The sequence below is a fragment of the Amycolatopsis sp. lyj-346 genome (genome assembly GCF_046548975.1).
Lineage (GTDB): Bacteria > Actinomycetota > Actinomycetes > Mycobacteriales > Pseudonocardiaceae > Amycolatopsis.
This window is the reverse complement of sequence record NZ_JAJPWT010000009.1, coordinates 185,381-207,994: the sequence shown is the minus strand read 5'-3', so window position 1 is coordinate 207,994 and position 22,614 is coordinate 185,381. Positions and strand designations below refer to the sequence as shown.

Here is a 22,614-nt window from a genome sequence, read left to right as displayed (position 1 = left end):
CGAAGCACCCCGAAGAGGGCGGGATCCCTTGCCGCGCAAGCGATCCCGCCCCAGGATCGGGCTAGCCGGCGGACACCGGCGTCGTCGTCGGCTTCCAGGACGGGCGGCTCGTCTCGAAGCTGTCGATCTCACCGGCATGGCGCAACGTGAGAGCGATGTCGTCGAGGCCTTCCAGCAGCCGCCAGCGGACGTAGTCGTCGATCTGGAAGGGCGCGGTGAAGTCCTTGGCCCGCACGGTCTTGGTCTCGAGGTCGACCGTGACCTCGGTGCCGGGCTCGTTCTCCAGCAGCTTCCAGAGCAGCTCGACGTCGTGCTGCTCGCACTGCGCGGCCACCAGGCCGCCCTTGCCGGAGTTGCCGCGGAAGATGTCGGCGAACCGGGCGGAGACGACGACCTTGAAGCCGTAGTCCATCAGCGCCCAGACGGCGTGCTCGCGGGAGGAACCGGTTCCGAAGTCCGGCCCGGCGACCAGCACGCTCCCGTTCTTGAACGGCTCCTGGTTGAGGATGAAGTCCTCGTCGCCGCGCCAGGCGGCGAACAGGCCGTCCTCGAACCCCGTCCGGGTCACCCGCTTGAGGTAGACCGCCGGGATGATCTGGTCGGTGTCCACGTTGGACCGGCGCAGCGGGACGCCGACGCCGGTGTGCTGGGTGAACGGTTCCATGGTGGGAGCTCCTCTCGGGTCAGCGGGCGGCGGTGAGCAGGTCTTCCGGCGACGACAGCGTGCCCCGGACGGCCGTGGCGGCGGCCACGAGCGGCGAGACCAGGTGCGTCCGGCCGCCCTTGCCCTGCCGGCCCTCGAAGTTGCGGTTCGACGTCGACGCGCTGCGCTCGCCCGGCTGCAGCTGGTCCGGGTTCATGCCGAGGCACATCGAGCAGCCTGCCTGGCGCCACTCGGCGCCCGCCTCGGTGAAGACCTGGTCGAGGCCCTCGGCCTCGGCGGCCTTGCGGACGCGCATCGAGCCGGGAACCACCAGCATCCGGACCGAGTCCGCCACTTTCCGACCGCGCAGCACGTCGGCCGCGGCCCGCAGGTCCTCGATCCGGCCGTTGGTGCAGGAGCCGAGGAAGACGGTGTCGACGGCGATGTCACGCAGCGGCGTGCCGGGCTTCAAGTCCATGTAGGACAGGGCTTTTTCAGCGGCGATGCGGTCGTTCTCGTCCGGGATCGCCTCCGGGTCGGGCACCTCGGCGCTCAGCGGGAGGCCCTGGCCGGGGTTGGTGCCCCAGGTCACGAACGGCGTCAGCTCGCTCGCGTTCAGGTGCACCTCGGCGTCGAACTCGGCGCCGTCGTCGGTGCGCAGCTGCCGCCAGTTCTCGACCGCCGCGTCCCAGTCCGCGCCCTGCGGGGCGTGGGCGCGGCCCTTCAGGTACTCGAACGTCGTCTCGTCCGGGGCGATCATCCCGGCGCGGGCGCCGGCTTCGATCGACATGTTGCAGACGGTCATCCGGGCCTCCATCGACAGGGCCTCGATGGCCGAGCCGCGGTACTCCAGGATGTAGCCCTGACCGCCGCCGGTGCCGATCTTGGCGATCACGGCGAGGATGATGTCCTTCGCGGTGACGCCGGGGCGCAGCTGTCCGTCGACGGTGATCGCCATGGTCTTGAAGGGCTGCAGCGGCAGCGTCTGGGTGGCCATGACGTGCTCGACCTCGGACGTGCCGATGCCGAAGGCGATGGCGCCGAACGCGCCGTGGGTCGAGGTGTGGCTGTCGCCGCAGACCACGGTCATGCCGGGCTGGGTCAGGCCCAGCTGGGGGCCGATGACGTGCACGATGCCCTGCTCGGCGTCACCCATCGGGTGCAGCCGGACCCCGAACTCCTTGCAGTTGCGGCGAAGGGTGTCGACCTGGGTGCGCGAGACCGGATCGGCGATGGGGAGCTCGATGTCGACGGTCGGGACGTTGTGGTCCTCGGTCGCGATGGTCAGGTCGGGGCGGCGCAGCTGCCGCCCGGCCAGGCGGAGGCCGTCGAAGGCCTGCGGGCTGGTGACTTCGTGCAGCAGGTGGAGGTCGATGTAGAGCAGGTCCGGTTCGGCGCCTTCGCCTCGGCGCACGAGGTGGCTTTCCCACACCTTCTCCGCCAGCGTGCGGGCCTTGCCGGTCGGGCTGGTCATCTCCGGCTCCTTCCACGGTTCGTCGTCGAACTCGGGCGCGCACCTGCGGAACCGGGTGCGAGCCGCGAAGGAGGGGCGCAGCTCGAGTTCAGGGTTTTCCCAGATGCTGGACTTCCCAAACTGCGGGACGCTAGTATCGGGTCGTGGGACAGCATAGCGGTATCGGAGTACTGGACAAAGCAGTGGCCGTCCTGCAGGCGGTCGCGGACGACCCCTGCGGCCTCGCGGAACTGTGCACGCGGACCGGCCTCCCCCGGGCCACCGCGCACCGGCTCGCGGTCGGCCTGGAGGTGCACCGGCTGCTGCGTCGCGGTCCGGACGGCCGCTGGCGCCCCGGTACCGCGCTGGCCGAACTCGCGGGTGGTTCGACCGACCCGCTGCTCGACGCCGCGGGCGTGGTGCTGCCGAAACTGCGCGACGTCACCGGCGAGAGCGTCCAGCTGTACCGGCGCGACGGCGTCCAGCGCGTGTGCGTCGCGACGGCGGAGCCGCCGAGCGGCCTGCGCGACACGGTGCCGGTGGGTTCGCGGCTGCCGATGACGGCCGGCTCGGGCGCGAAGGTGCTCGCGGCCTGGGCGGACCCGCACACGCAGCGCACGATCCTGGCGGACGCGGTCTTCGGCGAGCGGACGCTCCTGGAGGTCCGGCGGCGGGGCTGGGCGCAGAGCGTGGCCGAGCGCGAACCGGGGGTGGCGAGCATTTCGGCGCCGGTGCGCGATTCCGCGGGAACGGTCGTGGCGGCGGTGTCGGTCTCGGGGCCGATCGAGCGGATCGGCCGGAAGCCGGGCGCGCGCTGGGCGGCGGATCTCCTTGCCGCGGCGGACGCCCTGCAGGAACGCCTCTGACGGTTCCGCCCCGGTCCTTCCCTTCACCGGGGTAGATTTCCGTGATGGGGGACGGGGACGGCACGGTCCGGCGAGTGGTGCTCGTCGCGTACGACGACCTGCAGATCCTCGATGTGGCGTGTCCCAGCGGGGCGCTGGAGATCGCGAACTCCCACGGGGCCGTGCCCCCTTATGCCGTCGAGCTGGCGACGGTCTCGGGGCGGGCCGCGCGCAGCTCGTCCGGGATCGTGCTGGCCGGCGCGCGGCGGCTGGCCTCGGTGACCGGGCGGATCGACACGATGGTGGTCGTCGGCGGGGCCGGGACGGGGACAGCGGCCGCGAACGACCGGTTGCTGACCCAGGTGCGGCGGCTGGCCCGGCGGAGCCGGCGGATCGCGTCGGTGTGCACGGGCACGTTCGTGCTCGCCGCGGCCGGGCTGCTGGACCACCGGCAGGTCACCACGCACTGGGGATACGCCGAACTGCTGGCCGCGACGTTTCCCGCCGTGACGGTGGACCCGGCCCCGCTCTACATCCGGGACGGCAACGTCTACACCTCGGCCGGGGTCACCAGCGCACTGGACCTCACCCTGGCCTTGATCGAGGACGACCACGGCCCGGCCCTGGCCCGAGCGGTCGCGCGCGAACTGGTGACCTACCTGCACCGCCCGGCCGACCAGGCCCAGATCAGCATGTTCCTGGCCGCACCGCCGACGGGCAACCGCCTGGTACGCGACCTGCTCGGCCACATCGCCGCGCATCCGGCCGCGGACCTGAGCCCGGCGGCACTGGCGGCCCGGGCCGGGATGACCACCCGGCACCTCACCCGGCTGTTCGCCACCCACCTGGGCCGGACCCCGGCCCGCGCCGTCCGGGCCGCCCGGACCGAGGCCGCCGCGCACCTCGTGCGGGGCAGTGCCCTGCCGCTGTCCGCGGTCGCCCGCCGGTGCGGGTTCGCCTCGGCGGAGACCCTGCGGCAGGCGTTCCTCAGCCACTACGGCTTCACCGGGAACACGATTCGCCGGATGCCGGACATGCCGCGACCACTCGGCGCGCCGGCCGGCCGGAACCCCGGAGCATGACGAGTGCACAGCCCTGTGCACTCCCATAGGCCGAGCGCATGCACCTGTTCGGGTGACGCTGCCCGATGTCGCGTATTCGGTGACGGCGGTCACGTCTCCTCACAGTCGGCACCACGAGGGGGATGACCACATGGACACCGAACTGAATCGCCGGGCGTTGGCGATGCTGCGGGCCGTCGGGGCCGGGCGCGCCGAGCTCACCTGCAGTTGTGAACCCGACCTGCGGGTCGACGGCCTGCCCTGCTGCGACCAGGCGACCGCGCACCAGCTGGCGCGGGCCGGCCTGATCCGGCCCGCGCGGGTCGTCGCCGTCGGGCAGTGGACGCGGGCCGAGCTCACCGACGAGGGCCGCCGGGCCTTGGGCGACACTCTCGCCGCCGCCTGAAGCAACCTTCCGGCGCCCTCGCGCGTGTACCCGCCAAACGCGAGGGGGGATCCATGAAGATTGCTGCCGCTCTGCTCGGCGCCTGCCTGCTGCTGACCGCGTGCGAGGGCGCGCCGGCCACTCCGCCGGCCACACCGCAGGCCACCCAGAACCTGCGCCCGGCCGACACCATCGTGCCCTCGCCGACCGCCGATCCGGCGGCGGTGAGCTGGATGGACGGCTTCTGCTCCGCGGTACACGGCTACCGGGAGCGCACCAACCGGGAAGCCGGCACCCCCCAGCCGTCGCCCCGATCGATCGCCGAGGCGCAGAAGGCGCTCAGCGCGACGCTGGGCGGCATCGCGGCCCGCACCGGTGAGGCGGTCGACAAGCTGACCGCGTTGCCGCCCGCGCCGGTGCCGCTCGGCGAGACCGTGCGCCAGGGGTTCATCGCGAAGTTCACGAAGGCCCGCGACCGCGCCACCGAGGCGAAGGTCCAGCTCGACCGGGCGAAGCCGGGCAACGAAGCGTCCCAGGACCCGGCCGCCAAGGCCGTCGAGCAGGCTCAGCAGGACGTCGACGGCACCTACGACCCGGTCGGCGCCTTCACGGCGTCCCCGGAGCTGATGACCGCCGCCGCGACCGCGCCCGGCTGCAAGGCCTGAGGCCTCGGCGCTCGCCCGGGTGCCGGTGGCCCGGGCCGCCGCAGGCCCGGCAGCGGGTCCACTGTGGACGCCGGGATGATTGCGCGGGAGCACTGGACTCAACCATTTCCCCGGCTCAGGCGTGGAAAGAGCACCAACGAGAGGGGACCAACCATGCTCAAGAAAACCCTGATCGGCCTCATGGCCGCGAGCGCGGCGACGCTCGCGCTGTCGGCCCCGGCCGGTGCGGCTGACGAAGCCGGGTGGAGCCTGACTTCGGAGGTCGAGCCGGGCGGCCGAATCGACGCGTTCATCATGAAGGGGACGGGTGGCGGGGCGTGCACCCCGCGGGGACCGGTCACGTCGACGGGATTCACCGCACCGCTGCAGTGGACCGAGGGCGGGAACTGGGGAAAGCAGTCCGGGCACACCACGGCGATCGGGCGGCCCGGGAAGTACACCGCCTCCTACCCGTGCTTGAACGGCCGGTCGCCGACCCGCACGTTCACGATCCTGGGCACCCCGCCGCCGGACACGACGACGAAGCCCAAGCCGCCGGCCACCAAGCCCAAGCCGCCGACATCGTCGAAGGCGCCGAAACCGGCGAAACCGCAGGTCGCGGTCAAGCCGGCCGGGGCGCCGCAGACCGGTGACGGCTCCCGGAGCTGACGCTCCACAAAGGACACCCCGGGGCGGCGCAGTCCCCAGCTCGCCGCCCCGGGGCCCGGTCTCAGCGGGCCGCGGCCAGCCGCAGCGCCCGGTACACGAACTGCTGGTCGCCGAGCCGGTGCCGCAGGTCGCGCTCCAGCCCGGCGATCGGGTAGAGGTTCTGCGGCGCCCGCGAGTCCTTGTAGGCGACCGACGCGAACCGCCCCAGCACCGACTGGGTGACGTTCGCCAGCTCGGCGACCTGCTCGCGGCCGAGGTGCGGCGCCGCCTCCACCCGCACGACCCCCGACCACGGTGGGCCACCCACCGAGGGCAGCCGCAGGTACCACGAGTGCCGGACCCACGTCGTGCCCATCAGGAACACCGGCGTGCGCTGGTGCGGGCCGAGCCTGCCGACCATCGCGTTGAGCTCACCGGGCAGGTAGGTCGTCTGGTGGCTCTTGATGAACCCGACGGCCCGGTCGAGGTGCGCGCGGCCGCGCAGCGGGCCGTCCACGACCAGCAGGTCGCCGCGCACGTGGCCGTCGATCGCCGTGCGCGCCCGGATCGCCGTGTCCAGCTCCGTTTCGGCCAGCTGCTCCTGCAACGCCGACGACAGCACCACCGGCAGCGGCTTGTCCTCCTTGGCCGCCGCGCGGTGCGCCGTGTAGATCCCGGCCGGGGTGGCGATGTCGTCGGCCTGCGGGGCGATGGTGAACAGCCCCCGCCGGACGTCGGTGCCGACGACGTGCGCCTGTCCCTCGCAGCAGCACACGACCCCCGCCGCGTAGGACGCGCAGATCCCGATGGACGCCGAGTTCGTGCCGGCCGGGTCGTCGATCCAGACGCGCGCGTCGATCCGCCGGACACCGTCGACGAACAGCACGGCTTCCGGCGGCGAGACCGGCGACGGGTCGATCGGCGCCCATTCGGCCTCCGGGACCTCGACGTCGAGCTCGACTTCGGCCTGGGAGCGGCCGAGTTCCTCCGCCTCCATCGAGCTGCCGTAACCCGGATCCCAGGCGTCGATGCTGAAGTTCATCCCGGCCACCGCGGTCATGCGCCCTCCCTGGCGATGTGCGAGCCGGTGCCGTCCCGGGTGACCAGGAACCGCACCGGGACGCGCTCGGCGAGCGCCGGCACGTGCGTGATCACCCCGACCATCCGGGAGCCGGACGCGGCGAGGTTCTCCAAAGTGGAGGCCACCACGTCGAGGGTGGCTTCGTCCAGCGTCCCGAAGCCCTCGTCGAGGAAGATCGACTCCAGCCGGGTCGCGCCGTCGACGGCCATCGCGCCGAGCTGCGAAGACAGCGCGAGGGCCAGGGCGAGCGACGCCTGGAACGTCTCGCCCCCGGACAGCGTCTTCACCGGGCGCCGGGCGTCGGCCTCGTTGTGGTCCACCACCAGGAAGTCGCCCTTGTCGTGGGTCAGCTCGAACTGGCCGCCGGACAGCTCCAGCAGCGACGCCGACGCCTCCGCGACCAGCGTGTCGAGCGCACCGGCGATCAGCCAGCGCGGGAACTTGTCCGAGCGCAGCAGATCCGCGAGCAGCCGCGCGACCTGGGCTTCGGACTCCGCGGCCGCGATGTCTTCGTGCAGCCCGGCCACCCGCGCCACGCGCCGCTTCAGGTCGGCGTGGTCGGCTTCGGCGCGCGCCCGGGCGGCCGCGACGGCGACCGGGACGCGGTCCCGCACCGGCCCGTCCGGCAGGGCGATCCCGAGTGCGGTGACGTCGACGGCGACCGCGCGTTCAGCCGCCTGCAACGCTTCGGCGGCTTCGCTCTCGGCGGTCTTCGCGACGGCCAGCCGCTCTCGGTGGTCCTTCGCCTGGGCGGCGGCCCAGTCCGTGAGCCTGGTCCAGGCGTCGAGGAGGCTCTCGCCGTCTGTGACAACCGGGGCTTCGCCCCCGGCCGGGGGCGAAGCCACCCGGGCCCCCGAAAAGCCGTCTGCGACAACCGGGGCTTCGCCCCGAGCCGGGGGCCCCGCCACCCGGGCCCCCGAAAAGCCGTCTGTGACAACCGGGGCTTCGCCCCGAGCCGGGGGCTCCGCCACCCGGACCCCCGAGAAGCCGTCGATCGGCGGGGCGCCGAGGCCGACCAGCGGGTCGCGGGCCCGGGACAGCCGCTGCCGCGCGGCGTCGACCTGGGCGCCGATGCCCGCTTGGGCTTCCGTGGCGCGTTTCGCGGCCGCCCGCGCGGTCCGCAGGTCCGCGTCCGCTTTCTTCGCGGCTTCTTCGAGAGAAGCGACCTTCGCCAGCTGCGCGGTGACGACGTCCGCGGTGGGCGCGCCGGCGAGCGTCGCGGCGAGTTCGCCGTGCCGGCGCCGCGCGGTGGCGAGTTCGGTACCCGCGGCCTGCTCGGCCAGGCCCGCGTCGACCGCCCGCTGCCGCCGCTCCTCGGCGTTCCGCTCGGCGGAGGCGAGGTCGTCCGCCGCGACGACGGCTTCCTTCCCCACGGCTTCGGCGGCCGCTTCGAGCGCGGCCAGCGCCGTCCGCCGGTCCGCCAGCGCGGTGGCCGCCCAGCCGGTCAGCCGCCGCCAGCCCGCCGGGACGTCGTCGCCGTCGACCGCGGGCGCGCCGAGCTCCACCAACGGGTCGCGCGCGGCCCGCAGGGCTTCCCTGGCCGCCGCGAACGACTTCTCGACGCCGTCGGCCTCCCGCTGCGCCGCCGCACGTTCGGCGCGCGCCGCGGCCAGTTCCCGGTCCGCAGCGTTCGCGGCCTCGGCGACCCGGGCCCGGCCCTCGATCGTCTTGGACAGCCACTCGCCCCGCTCGCGCACGGCGGCGACCAGGTCCGCGAAGTCCTGCTCGGTGAAGGACGCCTCGATCCGCCGCAGCAGCACCGGCGATTCCGGTGGGCCGGCTTTTCGGGGGCCGGGGTGGCGGAGCCTCCCGCCCGGGGCGGAGTCCCGGATGTCCGAGCCGCCTTCCCGGGGGTCCAGGTGGCCGAGTCCCCCATCCGGGACGGAGTCCCCGATATCCGAGCCGGCTCCTCGAGAACCCGAGCGGCCAAGCCCCCCACCCGAGGCGGAGCCCTCAATATCCGAGCCGCCTTCCCCGGAACCCGAGCGGCCAAGCTCCTCACCCGAGGCGGAGCCCCCGATATCCGAGCCGGCTCCTCGAGAACCCGAGCGACCAGGCCCCCCACCCGAGGCGGAGCCCTCAATATCCGAGCCGCCTTCCCCGGAACCCGAGCGACCGAGTCCCCCACCCGCGGCGAAGCCCCCGATATCCGAGCCACCCTCTCGGGAACCCGAGCGGCCAAGTCCCCCACCCGCGGCGAAGCCCCGGATGTCCGAGCCCTCCACCAGCACCGCGCGCAGTTCCTCGGCCTGGGCGGCCGCCGTCGCGGCTGAGTCGGCGTCGCGGTCCACGGCCCGTTCCAGCTTGCGTACCGCGGCTTCGGCCGCCGCGCGCCGGCGTTCGGCGTGCTCGAGGCGTTCGCGGGCCTCCGCCAGGTGGGCGTGCCCGCCCGCGTCGGGCAGCGCCGTGACTTCCTGCTCGCACACCGGGCACGGCTGCCCGACGGCGAGCCCGGTCCGCAGGCTCAGTGCCTGCCCGGCCCGTTCGGCTTCGGCCGCCGCGGCCTTCGCCGCCGTCACTTCGGCGTCCGCGCGGGCGAAGGTGCTTCGTGCCGCTTCGAGTTCCGTGCGGCGCGTGGCCCGCTCGGGCGCGGCCTTCCGCTGCGCCTCGCACAACGCGTACAGCGTGCGGGCGTCGGAGCGGGCCGCGGCGAGCGGGGCGACGTCCGGCTGGGCGGCCAGCGCCGCCCGCGCTTCGGTGTCGGCGGTCTCGGCCGCGCTCAGGCGGGCGGCCGCGGCCGCCGTGCGCTTCGCCACGCGTGCCGCATCCGCCGACAGGTCCCCGAGATCCGCCGGCGGCCGCAGCCCGGCCAGCCGGTCGCGGTCCTGACGGGCCCGCCCGGCTTCGGCGGCGGCGTCCTCCGCGGCACGGGCCGTCGAGTCCCGGATCTTCCGGGCCGTCTCGACGACGGCCACGGCCTCGGTGACCGCGACGGCGGCCGCGTCCTTCGCCCGCAACGCCGTCTTCGCCGCCTCTTCGAGCCGCGGGAGCGCCTTCCCGGTCTCCTCGAACTCGGTGCGGTCGGCGCGGATCCGTTCCAGTTCACTTCGCGCGGGAGCCGCGGCGAGCGCGGCACGGGCTGCTTCGTCCGCCGTTTCCGCCGTCTCCAGCGCGCCCCGGGCGGCCGTGGCCGCATCCGCCGCGGCGCGACGCCGGGTTTCGAGGTCTTCGACACCGTCCGGGCGTTCCACCGCGTCGAGGACGCTCAGTTCCTTCGTGAGCGTGGCGACGCGTTGCCGGGCTTCGTCGTGCGTGCGGGTGGCGTCGTTCAACCCCGGCAGCGCCGCGGTCACCCGCGCGTCCAGCTCCACGAGCGCCACCCTGCGGGCAGCGTGTTCGGCGACGGCTTCCTCGGTGGCGTCGGCGTAGCTGCCCAGCTGTTCGGTGAGGACGGCGGCACGCTGCTTCTGCTGCTCCGCCGTCACGCCGGCCCGGCGCCCGATCCGCTCGTAGACCTCCAGGCCCAGCAGCTTGATGAGGATCTTCTGCCGGTCGGCGGCCTTCGCGTGCAGGAACTCGGCGAAGTCGCCCTGGGGCAGCGCCACGCAGGTGCAGAAGTGCTTGAACGTCAACCCGAGCAGGCGTTCGACCGCCGGGGTCACCTCGGAGTCCGCGGCCACCGCGTCGGCGTCGTCCTCCGGGCCGCCGAGCGCGGTCGGGTCGATCAGCCGTTCCAGGCGGACGTTCTTGACGCTGACCGTGGGTTTCTTGCCGCCACTGCGCCGGACTTCCCGCACCACGTGGTAGCGCGTGCCGCCGGCGTCGAAGACCAGGCGCACGGTGGCGCGGTTCACCGTGGGGGCGAGCGCGGGCGCGACGAGGCCTTCGTGGTCCCAACGGGCGACGGAGCCGTACAACGCGAAGGTGAGCGCGTCGATGACCGTGCTCTTGCCCGCGCCGGTCGGCCCGACGAGCGCGAAGTAGTCCGTGTCCGCGAAGCTGACTTCGGTCTTCTCGCGGAAGGACGCGAAGCCGGTCATCTCCAGCAGCACTGGCCGCATGTCACACCCCGCTCGTCTCTTCGTCGTGCAGCCGCGCGAAGAGCGCCTGCACCCGCTTGTCCTCGACAGTGCGTTCCTCGCAGTAGGACGCGAACAGCTCCCCCGGCGAACGGTCCGCGATCGCGCGGTCGCCGCCCGAGGTCGGCACCGGCGCGGCGAACTCCGGGTCGATGCGGATTTCCAGGGCGTTCGGCAGGGCTTCCTGGATCTCCTCCCGCAGCCCGGCCCGGGTGGCTTCGCGGACGTAGACGCGGAGGTAGTCGTCCCCGAACTCCCCGGCGCGGCCGGTCAGTTCCGCCACCGTGCCGTGGACCGTCCGCAGCTTCCGCCCCGCCGTCAACGGGATGTCGGTGATCTTCGCCGGCGTGGTGGGACTCACCTCCACCGACAGCACGACGCTGGTGTTGTCCTGCTCGCCGAAGTCCACGGCGAACGGCGAACCGCAGTAGTGCACCGGGCACGCGGCGGGCAGCGACTGGCGCCGGTGCAGGTGGCCCAGCGCCACGTAGTGGGGGTCGGCACCGAACGCCGTCGCGGGCACGTGGTACTCGAAGATCGACTGCGCCGCGCGTTCCCCGCCGCCCATCGTCCCGCCGGTCACCGTCAGGTGCGCCATGACGAGGTTCACCGCACCAGGCGTGAAACCCGTCTTGAGGTGCTCCAGGATGTCCCGCACGCGCTGGTCGTACTGGCCGACGTTGTCCGCCGGGGTCCCGGCGAGCAGCTCCGCGGCGCGGACCGCGTAGCGCTGGGAAAGGAAGGGCAGCACGGCGACGTTGACGCGCTCGCCCGTCGAACGCGCGTCGAACGAGCAGACGCCGCCGTCGTGCACCGGGCGGGGATCGCCGGTGAGCTGGATGCCCGCGGCCCGCAGCAGCGGCCGGTACGCCTCGAACGTCGCCGCGTGGTCGTGGTTCCCGGCGATGGCGAGCACCTCGGCACCGGTTTCGCGCAGCGCCATCAGTGCCCGCACCACGAGTTCCTGTGCGGCCGCCGACGGCGCCGACGTCTCGTACAGGTCACCCGCGACGAGGACCGCGTCGAAGGCCTCGTCCCGCGCGATCCGGACGATCTCGCCGAGCACGGCCCGCTGCTCGTCGAGGCGGTTGCGCCCCTTGAGCGTCTTGCCGATGTGCCAGTCGGAGGTGTGCAGGAACTTCACCCTTCGTCCTTCCGTTCGGTGGGTGGGAGGCGGACTCAGAACGGCGGCGGGTCGTCACCGAAGGGGTCGCTGCCGCGCGAGGGCAGGCCGGCGAAGGGATCGCTCTTCTTCGATGTGGCCGTGGCCGCCGGGATCGTCCCGGCCTCGGAAAGCCGCGTGGCCCAGGCGGGGAACGGGAAGCCGACGGCGATCGGGACCGGGATCTCCGGCTGGCTCACGAACATCGTGCCCGGCGTCGCGAGCGTGGCGCGGACCCGCTGGCTGGCCGGGAGGAAGCCGTACTCGGGGCGCGAAGCCTCCGCGGCGTCGAGCCGGCCGACGATGCGGACCGAGCTGTTGCTGACGATCCGGCGCTCGACCTCGCTGGCGGTCTGCTGCGCGCCGATCAGGATGACGCCGAGGGAGCGGCCGCGTTCGGCGATGTCCAGCAGCACCTCCTTGATCGGGCTGCTGCCTTCCCGCGGCGCGTACTTGTTGAGCTCGTCCAGCATCGTGAACAGCAGCCCGCCGGGGCCGGCCGCCTCCTTGCGTGCGGTCTCCGCGGCGAGCGTCACGCCGACGACGAACCGCTGCGCGCGCTCGACGAGGTTGTGGATGTCCACCACGGTCACCTGCTGGTTCTCCGTGGACAACCGGCGTGCGGGGTGGTCGGCGAGGTCGCCGCGGATGAGGCCGGACAGCGCGCGCTGGCTCGAGCGCAGGCGGCGGATGAAGGCGTTGACCGTGCCCGCGCCGGTGACCGCACCCGCCCAGCTCGCCCGGGTTTCCTCGTCGGTGACGCGCTCGCAGATGACGTCGACGAGCTCGGCGTAGGTGCGGCACAGGACGCCGTCGACGTTCGCGGCGCCGTCCTTGCCCGCCGGGGTGCTGTCCAGCCGCAGGCGGTTCGCGACCTGGTGGATGACCATCGTGTACTGGTTGCGCTCGTCCTCGGCGTCGGCGAAGACGTAGGGCAGCAGGTCCTTGGCGCAGAACTCCGCGATGGTCCACCAGAACGCGCCCACGCCCGAGGTCCGCCCGGTCACGTAAGGCTTCCCCGTGGTGTCCGACGGCGTCGGCGGCGCGTAGAAGCCGACGGACGCGAAGGGTTCGGCGGGCAGGCCGAGCTTGGCGTACCCGGCCTTGAGCTTTTCGTCGAGGTGGACGTTCGGGGTGTCGAGGAACAGCAGGTCCTCGCCCTTGACCGAGAAGACGAGGGCCTTGGCGTTGTGGGCGTTGGGCAGGGCGCCGCCGCGGAAGATCGAGTGCAGCAGGAACAACGCGAACGACGTCTTGGTGGCCACGCCGGAGACACCGCTGATGCTGACGTGCGCGCCGCGGGTTCCGTCGAGGAAGTCCATGTTGAGGTAGACGGGTTCGCCGTCCCGGCCCAGCCCGACCGCCACTTGGCGGGTCATGTTGTCGAAGTACAGCGCCTGCGCGCGATCTTCTCCCACGGCCCGCTGGACGACGGCGCCCGGCCGCGGCGGCACGTAGCACTCGGGCTCGACGCGGGTGGTGGCGATCTCGGCGATCTCCTGCACCTGGGCGGGCAGGACCCCGTCGGAGATCAGGAAGACGTCGCTGCCGAAGCTGGCGCCCTCGTGGCGCGCGCTCACCTGCGTCACGACGCCGTAGGAGGTGACTTCGCCGAGCCCGGGCAGTTCCCGCCGGGTCACGACGACGTCGTCGAGCTGCAGGTACGCGTCGGGATCGATGGCCACGCAGAACTGCAGCGGCGTCGAGTCCTCGGTGCCTGCCACCCGACCGACCACGGTGGTGAGCGTCTCCTGGTCCACGGTTCTCCCTGTCTCACCCGGGGCTTCCTCCCGCGGCAGACTAGCCCGCCGGACCGACAGTCCCGCGGCCAACACGGCGTTGCCGCCACCGGCTTCGCCACGGCGTCGCCGCAGGCCACGACTGCGCCGAACGAGTGAGCTCACCCTTCGGGGAGGGCCTTTCGTCCCCCGCCACAGGCATTCCGGGAGCGGACCGGTTGCGCCGCAACGCCGTGCCCGCGGGGTCGTGCCGGGCGGGCACGGCGTCACCGGCTCCGCTTCCGCCTGCCGCCACGGCGAAGCGGGCCGGGAGGGCCTCGCGATCCCCCGCCGCCGCGCGGGATCGGGCCGGGTGGGCTCGGCCACACGCCGCGACACCCCCCGCTCGGGCGTGTCGCGCAAAAAGTTCTCCGGAAGGGCCTCGGGTCCTATATGGACGACCACTGTGGACGGCACCAACCCCCGGTTTTGCCTGCTCAGAGGCATGGCGGAAGTCCGGGCCGCGTTCCTGCCGACCTCCGGCGAGGGGCTATCCGGCGGCGGAACCTGCCCCCGTACAAGGAAATATTTCGACCTCCGGTTGGATTTTGTGCGGTATTGGTAATACCGTGTGCAGTGTCGGCCGAGATGGGCCGTGACTAGTAGTTCCACTATGGAGGACTGGAATGACGAACAAGGCCCAGCTGATCGAGGCGCTGTCGGAGCGTCTGGGCGACAAGAAGGTGGCTTCGCAGGCCGTGGACGGTCTGGTGGACATCATCATCCGGACGGTCAACAAGGGCGAAAAGGTCAACATCACCGGCTTCGGGGTGTTCGAGAAGCGCGCCCGCGCCGCTCGCACCGCCCGCAACCCGCGCACCGGTGAGGCCGTCAAGGTCAAGAAGACCAACGTGCCCGCCTTCCGCGCCGGCACCACCTTCAAGGACGTCATCTCCGGCACCAAGAAGCTGCCCAAGGCGACCCCGGTCAAGCGTGCCTCCGCGGCCACCAGCACGCGGGCGACGGCCACCAAGACCGCCGCGGCCGCCGCGCCGGCCAAGGCCGCCACCACGACCCGCACCACCCGCGCGGCGGCGGCCAAGCCGGCCACCACGCGCTCGACCACCACGCGGACCCGCGCCACCGCGGCGAAGCCGGCCGCCAAGGCCACCACCGCCACCAAGGCGGCCCCGAAGGCCGCCGCGGCGAAGACCACGGCGGCCAAGGCCACCACGGCCAAGGCGACCACCACGCGGGCGAAGACCGCCGCCGCCAAGCCGGCCGCGACCAAGACCGCCGCCGCGACCAAGACCGCCGCCGCCAAGAAGCCGGCCGCCGCCAAGGCCCCGGCCAAGCGCACCTCCGCCGCCAAGAAGAAGTAACACCCCCGGCGACGATCGGAAGGGCCCCGCACCTGCCTGGTGCGGGGCCCTTCCGGCATTCCGGGCCCGGTCAACCGCCCGGCGGTCGTGAGCGGATCGGGAAACCCGGCCCGGCCACCCGCGTTCAGGACCGAGCCGGCAATTCCGCCCCCCAGGCCCGGGTTGCGCACAGACCCGGCTGAGATCGCCGCTCGCGGCTTGCCGGGCGCGCGCAGGCTTCCGGGGCCTCCGACCAGCCCCCGGCCGCTCTCCGGCGGCTTGAACACTGTGCACCAGCCCGGTTCGAACCCGGCGCCGCCACGACCCCGGATACCGGCCCGGCCGTTTCCGCCGCGGATTCCGCGGGTTTCGCGGAACCGGTCCCGGTCACCGGCTCACCCGATCCGCCGCCGTTCGCCGAAGAATTCACCGTGGCCACTCGTTGGGGTGAACGGCCCACAACCCTTTCCGCCCGCGGCCGGCGACGGTTGCGTTCGGGGCTTCGCGGGTAGCCGTCCGGCACGGAACGCAATCCGACCCAAGGAGTCGCGATGACGGCGAACGAAAACCGGCCCGAAGCGGACCTCGCCCACAGCCGGCAGCTCATCAAAGAGGCGAAAGAAGCCGCGGCGGAGGCGCACCTGGCCGATCCCGCCGAAGGCGCCGCCGACGAGGCCCTCGCCACCGATCCGCCCTACCACCACGGCGAGCAGGGCTCCACGCCCTCCGGAAACTAGATTCCCGGCCGCATTTCCGCCGGTATTGCCGCCTCCGCCGCCGCTGCCGGGCAAAGCCGCGAACGGCGGCGGGCCAGTCCTATCCGGACCACGCCGGACCGTCGCCGTTCCGCGGAAGCAAGAGGAAATTGCCGTACCTCTCCTCGGGTGGATACACTCCACCGAAGAACGCCGACCATTGTGCAACTTGTCACACGTCGCGTTCCCCGGACGCACATCCAGCTGAGGAGCATTCAAGTGGCCCAGAAAGTCCTCGTCGAGATCCTGGACGACATCGACGGCAGCACCGCCGCCCAGACCGTCCAGTTCGGCCTCGACGGCGTCACCTACGAAATCGACCTTTCGGACGAGAACGCCACCGCCCTGCGCGACGAGCTGGCCCGCTACATCGCGGCCGGACGGCGCATCGGCGGCCGCAAGGTCCGCGTCGCCACCGGGCAGTCGACCACGACCAGCACCACCGACCGCGAGCGCAACCAGCAGATCCGCGCCTGGGCCAACGCGAACGGCTACGAGGTTTCCGAGCGGGGACGGCTGTCCTCCGAGGTGATCGCCGCCTACGAGCAGGCCCAGGTCGAAGAGGCCGAGGCGCCCGCCGCGCCGCCGCGCAAGCGTGCCCCGCGCAAGAAGGTCGCCGCCGCCAGGAAGTAACGCGGGTGGCCGGCAGATCAACTGGGGAGAGATCACGGCAGCGCCGGTGGCGGGGGCGGAACCCTCGCCGCCGGCATTCCGCACCGGACGTGGGAGGCATCACACACCCGCGTTGTCAGGAATTGTCAGCGCATTTCGCGCAGCGTTTCCGGAAACCTCATCCGCGTAGCGCCGGGCCGATCCAGCGGCGGACCAGGGCACGCAGCTCGTCGTCGCCGAGCGGCGGCGTCGAGGGGTACTGCAGGAACGACAGGAACAGCCGCATCAGGACCTCGGCGAGGCCTTGCAGTTCCTCGTCGGTGGCGATCCCGGCGCCCGCCCAGTCGACCGGCAGGTTGCGGAGGATGCGCGCGCCGTACGAAAACGCCAGCGGCGAGACGACGCCGTCGGTGAAGAAGTCCGCTTCGCCCGCCTGCAGCAGCAGCCCCATGTGGGGCTCCCCCGGAAGCGTCCGGACGGCGAACACCACGGACTCCACCGCGGCTTCGGCGGCCGTCCCGAACGTCGCCAGGTGCCGCTCCATCCGCCCGGCGAACTCCTCGACCTCCGCCAGCGCGACCGCGCGCAGGATGTCCTTCAGGCCCGGGAAGTAGCGGTAGACGGTCTGCCGGGTGACGCCCGCCTCGGCGGCGACGTCGGAGAGGCTCGTCTTGGCCAGGCCGGCCCGGTCGAGGCACGCCGTCGCCGCTTCGACGATCCGGCGGCGTGCCTCGTCTTCGGTGCCGGGCGGGTTGCCCTGCCATCCGTGGTGCCCCATGCCACCCATCTTCCCCGAGGGAGCGCTCAGCCCGGGACAGGGGCGCGGTCCCGCCGGTACAGCGCGACCAGCAGCAGGCCGGCCCCGGCGAAACAGGCGAGCGCGTACGGCCCGCTGCCGATCGGGGTGCCGTCCGCGGTCACGCCGTCTTCGGCGGCGAGGTACGCCGGAAGGGCCCCGAGCCAGCAGATCGCCATCCCACCCAGGTAACCGGCCGGGTAGTACCGCGTGAACGCCGGCAGCGGCTCGCCCGGTTCCCCGGATCGCAGGTGCGCCACGACGATCCAGACGCCGGCCAGCCACAGCAGGCCCAGCTCGACGCCGAGGATCCAGGCGCGCGCGCCTGCGTTGTCGCCGGCGAAGCTCGACGGGATCCCGGCGATCGCCATGGTCGGCGGCGTGAGGACGCCGGCCAGCAGGATGCGCGGGGTCAGCCGGCGCGGCGGCGGGCCGCCCGTCAGCCGCACGACGAGGTAGGTCATCGCGGCCATCGAAACGGAAGCGAACAGCAGCATGCTGTTCAACGGCACCGACGCCAGTGCCGGGTGGTTGACGATCGCGTTGCCCGGGTTCCAGGCCCACCACCTCAGCTGCGGGCCGACGTGGTCGAAGACTTCGTAGAACACCTGGCAGACGAAGGCCACGGCCACCGAACCGCGCAGCGCGCCCCGCCGGAAGAGCCCGAGCGAGCGCACGACCTCGTAGGCGAGCTGGCTGATCACCGGGTAGAACGCCACGATGTAGAGCGGCAGCCGGTCCGCCATGAACTGCACGGTGAACCGGTTGTGGGCGAAGATGAAGCCGTACAGCCGGTCGAGGCCGAACCACTCCGGGAAGTACAGCGGCGGCTCGGTGACGAAGAGGTAGACCAGCGAAGCCCACCACAGCGCCAGGTTCACCGGATCGCCCTCGCGGCGACGGCGGAGGGCGTGCACCAGCGCGAACACCGCGCCGCCGACGATCAGCAGTTCCAGCAGCGGCATCGTCCAGTGGGCGAGCGCCCACGGCGGCCGCACCGAAACCACCGGCGAGACGTCGTCGCAGGCGAAGCCGAGACCGCGGGTGACGGCTTCGGCGTCCGGCCCGCACGCCGTGCTCATCGCGCGGTCGCCGTGGCCGGCGAATAGTCCGTGGCCGGCGGCTCGGCCTGGGGGTCGAACCCGAACGGCACGCGGTGCCTGCCCAGCGCCGCGCGGAGCCGGTAGCGCACCAGACCCGCGAGGACCCGGGGGTTGCGCAGCATCTGCCCCAGTGATTCGTCCAGGTTGAACACCTTGGCGAAGTGCTCATCGACCACCGCGTCCTCCCGGGCGGCGCCGACGACGAGGCTGAACGCCGGGGCCGACACGGCCGCGACGAGGCGCCGCCGCCACTCCGGCAGCTGCTCGGTGCCGACCGCGCACGCGTAACCCTGGTCCCTGGCCATCGCCAGGGACCACGGCACGCGCAGCAGCGCGCGTTGCGCGGCGAAGAAGCGTGAGGAGAACTTCGCGTCGAGCCGCTCGGCGCGGGAGAGGTGCTCGCGCAGCAGCAGGGCCGAAGCCGACGCGGAACTGATGCCCTGGGCGTAGAAGGGGTTGAACGCGCAGATCGAGTCGCCGACGAAGACCAGCCGCCGCGGCCGGGTGCGCAGGCGGTCGTAGCGCCGCCACTTGTTGCCGGTCGACCGCGTGAGGTGGACCGGCGACGCGGGGGCGCAGCGGTCCATGGCGTCGGCGAACAACGGCGTCCGCACCCGGCGCGCGGTTTCGACGAACGCGTCGGTGGTGCTGGGCATCTCCAGGCCCCACGAGCCCATGCAGGCGATGACGCGGTTGCCTTCGATCGGGAAGAAGTTGACCAGGAACTCGTGCTCGGCGGGGTGCTCGCCCTTGTCCGGCGTCGGCATGATCACCAGGTGCCGCCACCACCAGGACGCGGGACGTTCGGCAGGCAGGTCGTACCAGCGCGAGGTGTAGGTGACCTTGGCGTCGAGCGTCTGCACTTCCGGCTCGGGCCAGCCGGCCGCCGCCAGCCAGCCGGCGACCGGGGAGCCGCGGCCCATCGCGTCCACCACGAAATCGGCGTCGACGTGTTCGTCGCCGCCGGCCGCGGTGAAGCCGACACCGGTGACTTCCCCGGCCGAGGTGGTCAGGCCGCGCACCGCGACCCCTTCGCGGACGACGACATTGGCCAGCTCGCGCACCTTGTCCCGCAGCACGCGTTCGATCAGGATCCGCGAGCCGTAGACCATCGTCATGGCACTGCGCTTGCGGGCCGACCAGCCCGGCCCGTCGAGGTAGGCGGCGTCCATGGACGGCATCAGCAGCAGCCCGCCCGCCGCGATGAGGTCGTCCTCGAACCCGGGGAACAGCGCGCCGATCGCGCGCCGCCCCGAGTTGAGCAGGAAGTGCGGGTGCTTGCTCTGCGGCACGCCGCGGCGGTGCTCGGCCCCGTCGGGCAGTTCGTCGCGTTCCAGCACCAGCACGCGGCCGAAGTGCGGGGCGAGCGCTCCGGCCGCGCACAGGCCGGCGGCACTGCCTCCGAGGACGACGGCGGTCTTGCCGAGCATGCGGATCAACTCCCGTCATTCATACAAACAGACACTGAATGTATGAATGACCACCGACGGGTGTCAAGCCCTCTCGGAAGTGCTTGCCGCGGAACCGTTTCCGGCGCGGTTCCCCGGGCCGGCGTTTCCCGCCTCACCCGCACGGGTAGCCACCGGCTGCGACAGGAGGGCGGGCCATGACCGACCACGAACCGTCCACGGCCGCGCTCGTCCGGGCGGTGGCCGCGGAGCTGGGGCTGCAGCCGGAAGACACGCGCTCGCGCACCGGCGACTTCGCGGGCGGGCAGATCCGCTTCGCGGGCCACGCCGGAGAGCGCGACCCGCGTGACTACCTGCTGCGCTGGACGCCCGGCGAAGACTGGGAGCTCGTCGCGGAGGACGGCTCGTCCGGGTCGACGCGGGTCGTCGCCGAGCTGCCGGGCACGCGGCAACCCGAAGCGGTGGCGGACTTCGTGCTCAACACCCTGTCCGGGCACGGGGAACGCCCGGTGCGCCGGGCGGACGAGGACGATCCCGAGCCGGTTCAGCGACCCTGGTAGCCGCGGGTGTGCCCGATGAGGCCGTTCCGGACGGTGACCACTTCGGCGTCCCGGCCGGCCACTCGGGCCCCCCGTGTCATTCCGGGGTGCGGGTCAGCTTCGCCAGCTCGCGGTCGAAGTCGAACGCGCGGCTTTCCTCGCCCCGCGGCAGCGCCTCGCAGGTGCGGTAGAGGAAGTCGACGATCTCGGCGGTGTCCGCTTCGAGCGTGACGTGGCCACCCGGCGACCTCAGTCCGATCACGGTCACGGCCGGATCGGTGGCCGGCGCGACCCGGACGTCGCCGAGCCCGGCCGGTTCCCGGAGGCCGTCGATGAGCAGCTCCCGCGCGACGAGCCACTCGACGAGCCCGCGTCCGGTGTGGAGGCTCAGGGCGACCGCGTAGGGCTCCCGGCTGTCGTAGCCGAGGTCGGCCCGCAGCGACGTGGCACCGCCGTCCGCGGTCCGCACCTCGAGCGCGAGGATCGCCTTGATCATGGTGAACTCGGAACTCAACGGAGGACCTCCACCCCTTCGGCATCCACGCCACGGCCAGTGTCGGCCGATCGGGTGCCCGGCGCCAAGCGGACGCGCCGGTTTCCGCAGGGTGCGGAACGATCGCACGTCATCCGCGGCCGCACGCCGGATGTCCTTTGTGGTCACGCGGGATGCCGGGCCGCCACGGGGGATGCCGCGGTGAGCACGTGGGGTCCGCCGCAACCACCCGGCTGCACCTGCCTCTGACCTGCAGATCTCCGCCACTCTTCCCTCGTCGAGTACGGCCGGGGCTCGTCCTGATGCCGCCGCACGCCGGCTGGCAGGCCGCGCTCATCGCCGCCGGCCAGGCGCTGGCCGACCACGGCTCGCTCGGCCTTGTCGCGGCCGACGAAACCGAGCTGGAGCTGAAGATCGTCGAGCGCGCGGCCGCGATCGTGCGCTGCCGGGTCCTCGGCGCGGCCGAGGCGTGCACCGGGGCCAGGGCGACCCTCGACGCGAATCCCGGTGCCCGGCTGGCCGTCCCCGCGACACCCGGCGGATGCTCGGCCATGGTCCGTGTGCCGGAGAAGCCTGGGTCGGTTCCCCCGGCTGGCAGCCCGAAGACGTTGCGCCGGCCGCTTCCGCCGTCTACTGCTGCCGGCTCTCCCGCACCCTCGGAGACCGGACGGTGACCGTCCGGACCGGCGCGCGGGCCCACGAGTTTTCGCTCCGGTTCACACCTTCGGGAACCGCGCCAGCCGCTCCGTGAGTTCCTCGGCGCGCGGGCTCTTGAGGCGGACGTGGATTTCGGCCATCCGCGCCAGCGCGGCGCGCCCGGCGTTTTCGTCGCCCGCAGCCTCCGCGATCAGCAGCAGCGCCTCGTGGGCCTGGGCCTCGTAGTACTGGTCTCCGCTTTGCCGCAGCACCTCGGCCGCCCGGGCGAGCTCCTGGCGTGCTTCTCCCGGCCGCCCGGCCGCGCGCAGGGTCTTGTTCGCTGAACGGGAAGGGCCCCGCACCAGGCAGGTGCGGGGCCCTTCCGATCGTCGCCGGGGGTGTTACTTCTTCTTGGCGGCGGAGGTGCGCTTGGCCGGCGCCTTGGCGGCGGCCGGCTTCTTGGCGGCGGCGGTCTTGGTCGCGGCGGCGGTCTTGGTCGCGGCCGGCTTGGCGGCCGCGGTCTTCGCCCGCGTGGTGGTCGCCTTCGCCGTGGCCGCCTTCGCCGTGGTGGCCTTCGCCGCGGCGGCCTTCGGGGCCGCCTTGGTGGCGGTGGTGGCCTTGGCGGCCGGCTTCGCCGCGGTGGCGCGGGTCCGCGTGGTCGTCGCGGCAGGCTTGGCCGTGGCCGCTCGCGTGGTGCGGGCCGTGGTCGCCTTGGCCGGAGCCGCGGCAGCCGCGGTCTTCGTGGCCGTCGCCCGGGTCGCGGTGGTGGCGCGCTTGACCGGGGTCGCCTTGGGCAGCTTCTTGGTGCCGGAGATGACGTCCTTGAAGGTGGTGCCGGCCCGGAACGCGGGCACGTTCGTCTTCTTCACCTTCACGGCCTCACCGGTACGCGGGTTCCGCGCCGTACGAGCCGCGCGGGCGCGCTTCTCGAACACCCCGAAGCCGGTGATGTTGACCTTTTCGCCCTTGTTGACCGTCCGGATGATGATGTCCACCAGACCGTCCACGGCCTGCGCAGCCACCTTCTTGTCATCGCCCAGACGCTCCGACAGCGCCTCGATCAGCTGGGCCTTGTTCGTCATTCCGGTCCTCCGTAGTGGAACTTCAAGTCAGGCCCATCACGGCCGACAGCGCACAGAGTATTACCAAAGCCGCACAAATCCAAACAGCGGAAGCAGCTTAACTCTGTTGTGTCGCGCGGAATTTCGGCCCGAGCCGCGAGGCGTGCGCACAACCCGAACCCCTGACCTG

At 72.7% G+C, this 22,614-nt stretch carries 22 protein-coding genes; 10 read left to right on the top strand and 12 right to left on the bottom strand.

The genetic code is table 11. The features are described 5' to 3' along the window. Window positions 1–61: 61 nt before the first annotated feature. A complete protein-coding gene (gene leuD / locus ACLJQE_RS25955) occupies window positions 62–664 on the bottom strand; it encodes a 3-isopropylmalate dehydratase small subunit (protein ID WP_410641956.1) in 603 nt (200 codons plus the stop codon). Window positions 665–683: 19 nt separating this feature from the next. Beyond that, window positions 684–2,117, bottom strand: coding sequence for a 3-isopropylmalate dehydratase large subunit (gene leuC / locus ACLJQE_RS25950; RefSeq protein ID WP_410641955.1), 1,434 nt, complete (start codon window positions 2,115–2,117; stop codon window positions 684–686). A gap of 143 nt (window positions 2,118–2,260) precedes the next feature. On the opposite strand from leuC, the gene ACLJQE_RS25945 reads away from it, so the two are divergent. The 5 genes from ACLJQE_RS25945 (at window position 2,261) to ACLJQE_RS25925 (ending at window position 5,700) form a co-directional block, all read left to right on the top strand. Next, window positions 2,261–2,962, top strand: a complete 702-nt coding sequence (locus ACLJQE_RS25945) for an IclR family transcriptional regulator (RefSeq protein ID WP_051183801.1) — start codon at window positions 2,261–2,263, stop codon at window positions 2,960–2,962. Window positions 2,963–3,006: 44 nt separating this feature from the next. Then, window positions 3,007–4,023, top strand: a complete 1,017-nt coding sequence (locus ACLJQE_RS25940; protein ID WP_410641954.1) for a GlxA family transcriptional regulator — start codon at window positions 3,007–3,009, stop codon at window positions 4,021–4,023. 130 nt (window positions 4,024–4,153) lie between these two features. After that, the gene (locus ACLJQE_RS25935) at window positions 4,154–4,408 is read left to right on the top strand and encodes a hypothetical protein (protein WP_410641953.1); all 255 of its coding nucleotides are present in this window, start codon (window positions 4,154–4,156) and stop codon (window positions 4,406–4,408) included. Between the two features lie 53 nt (window positions 4,409–4,461). Beyond that, window positions 4,462–5,052 carry a hypothetical protein gene (locus ACLJQE_RS25930; RefSeq protein WP_410641952.1) on the top strand — a complete coding sequence of 197 codons (591 nt, stop codon included), beginning with the start codon at window positions 4,462–4,464 and terminating at the stop codon, window positions 5,050–5,052. Window positions 5,053–5,205: 153 nt separating this feature from the next. After that, window positions 5,206–5,700: a hypothetical protein gene (locus ACLJQE_RS25925; protein WP_410641951.1), complete on the top strand. Its 495-nt coding sequence runs from the start codon at window positions 5,206–5,208 to the stop codon at window positions 5,698–5,700. Between the two features lie 61 nt (window positions 5,701–5,761). Here the strand turns inward: ACLJQE_RS25925 and ACLJQE_RS25920 are convergent, their stop codons facing one another. The 4 genes from ACLJQE_RS25920 to ACLJQE_RS25905 are packed head-to-tail and all read right to left on the bottom strand — an operon-like array spanning window position 5,762 to window position 13,701. Then, complete coding sequence (locus ACLJQE_RS25920; RefSeq protein WP_410641950.1) at window positions 5,762–6,739, bottom strand: hypothetical protein; 978 nt, start codon at window positions 6,737–6,739, stop codon at window positions 5,762–5,764. Continuing rightward, entirely contained in the window at window positions 6,736–10,752 is a 4,017-nt protein-coding gene (locus tag ACLJQE_RS25915; RefSeq protein ID WP_410642124.1) for an AAA family ATPase, read from the bottom strand. The genes ACLJQE_RS25920 and ACLJQE_RS25915 overlap by 4 nt, the downstream gene beginning before the upstream one ends. Window positions 10,753–10,762: 10 nt before the next feature. Then, complete coding sequence (locus tag ACLJQE_RS25910; RefSeq protein WP_410641949.1) at window positions 10,763–11,923, bottom strand: exonuclease SbcCD subunit D; 1,161 nt, start codon at window positions 11,921–11,923, stop codon at window positions 10,763–10,765. A 35-nt stretch (window positions 11,924–11,958) separates the two neighbouring features. Continuing rightward, window positions 11,959–13,701 (bottom strand): ATP-binding protein, encoded by a 1,743-nt coding sequence (locus ACLJQE_RS25905; RefSeq protein ID WP_410641948.1) that lies wholly within the window; start codon window positions 13,699–13,701, stop codon window positions 11,959–11,961. Between the two features lie 644 nt (window positions 13,702–14,345). Here ACLJQE_RS25905 and ACLJQE_RS25900 point away from each other — a divergent pair. From ACLJQE_RS25900 to ACLJQE_RS25890, 3 genes are all read left to right on the top strand, one after another. Then, entirely contained in the window at window positions 14,346–15,041 is a 696-nt protein-coding gene (locus ACLJQE_RS25900; protein ID WP_410641947.1) for an HU family DNA-binding protein, read from the top strand. A gap of 530 nt (window positions 15,042–15,571) precedes the next feature. Then, window positions 15,572–15,757 (top strand): hypothetical protein, encoded by a 186-nt coding sequence (locus ACLJQE_RS25895; protein WP_410641946.1) that lies wholly within the window; start codon window positions 15,572–15,574, stop codon window positions 15,755–15,757. A 237-nt stretch (window positions 15,758–15,994) separates the two neighbouring features. Beyond that, on the top strand, window positions 15,995–16,408 hold the full coding sequence (locus tag ACLJQE_RS25890; RefSeq protein ID WP_410641945.1) for a histone-like nucleoid-structuring protein Lsr2: 414 nt from the start codon (window positions 15,995–15,997) through the stop codon (window positions 16,406–16,408). A 157-nt stretch (window positions 16,409–16,565) separates the two neighbouring features. On the opposite strand, the gene ACLJQE_RS25885 is transcribed toward ACLJQE_RS25890, so the two are convergent. The 3 genes from ACLJQE_RS25885 to ACLJQE_RS25875 are packed head-to-tail and all read right to left on the bottom strand — an operon-like array spanning window position 16,566 to window position 19,716. Next, the gene (locus ACLJQE_RS25885) at window positions 16,566–17,165 is read right to left on the bottom strand and encodes a TetR/AcrR family transcriptional regulator (RefSeq protein WP_410641944.1); all 600 of its coding nucleotides are present in this window, start codon (window positions 17,163–17,165) and stop codon (window positions 16,566–16,568) included. A 26-nt stretch (window positions 17,166–17,191) separates the two neighbouring features. Beyond that, window positions 17,192–18,265: a hypothetical protein gene (locus tag ACLJQE_RS25880; RefSeq protein ID WP_410641943.1), complete on the bottom strand. Its 1,074-nt coding sequence runs from the start codon at window positions 18,263–18,265 to the stop codon at window positions 17,192–17,194. Beyond that, window positions 18,262–19,716, bottom strand: coding sequence for an NAD(P)/FAD-dependent oxidoreductase (locus tag ACLJQE_RS25875; protein WP_410641942.1), 1,455 nt, complete (start codon window positions 19,714–19,716; stop codon window positions 18,262–18,264). The genes ACLJQE_RS25880 and ACLJQE_RS25875 overlap by 4 nt, the downstream gene beginning before the upstream one ends. 176 nt (window positions 19,717–19,892) lie before the next feature. On the opposite strand from ACLJQE_RS25875, the gene ACLJQE_RS25870 reads away from it, so the two are divergent. Next, window positions 19,893–20,255: a DUF6292 family protein gene (locus ACLJQE_RS25870; protein WP_410641941.1), complete on the top strand. Its 363-nt coding sequence runs from the start codon at window positions 19,893–19,895 to the stop codon at window positions 20,253–20,255. A 76-nt stretch (window positions 20,256–20,331) separates the two neighbouring features. On the opposite strand, the gene ACLJQE_RS25865 is transcribed toward ACLJQE_RS25870, so the two are convergent. Beyond that, the gene (locus tag ACLJQE_RS25865; RefSeq protein ID WP_410641940.1) at window positions 20,332–20,748 is read right to left on the bottom strand and encodes an SsgA family sporulation/cell division regulator; all 417 of its coding nucleotides are present in this window, start codon (window positions 20,746–20,748) and stop codon (window positions 20,332–20,334) included. A 281-nt stretch (window positions 20,749–21,029) separates the two neighbouring features. On the opposite strand from ACLJQE_RS25865, the gene ACLJQE_RS25860 reads away from it, so the two are divergent. Beyond that, complete coding sequence (locus ACLJQE_RS25860; RefSeq protein ID WP_410641939.1) at window positions 21,030–21,401, top strand: hypothetical protein; 372 nt, start codon at window positions 21,030–21,032, stop codon at window positions 21,399–21,401. A gap of 42 nt (window positions 21,402–21,443) precedes the next feature. Here ACLJQE_RS25860 and ACLJQE_RS25855 read toward each other — a convergent pair whose 3' ends face one another. Further along, a complete protein-coding gene (locus tag ACLJQE_RS25855; protein ID WP_410641938.1) occupies window positions 21,444–21,725 on the bottom strand; it encodes a hypothetical protein in 282 nt (93 codons plus the stop codon). A 39-nt stretch (window positions 21,726–21,764) separates the two neighbouring features. Next, the gene (locus ACLJQE_RS25850) at window positions 21,765–22,445 is read right to left on the bottom strand and encodes an HU family DNA-binding protein (protein WP_410641937.1); all 681 of its coding nucleotides are present in this window, start codon (window positions 22,443–22,445) and stop codon (window positions 21,765–21,767) included. Between the last annotated feature and the right edge of the window lie 169 nt (window positions 22,446–22,614).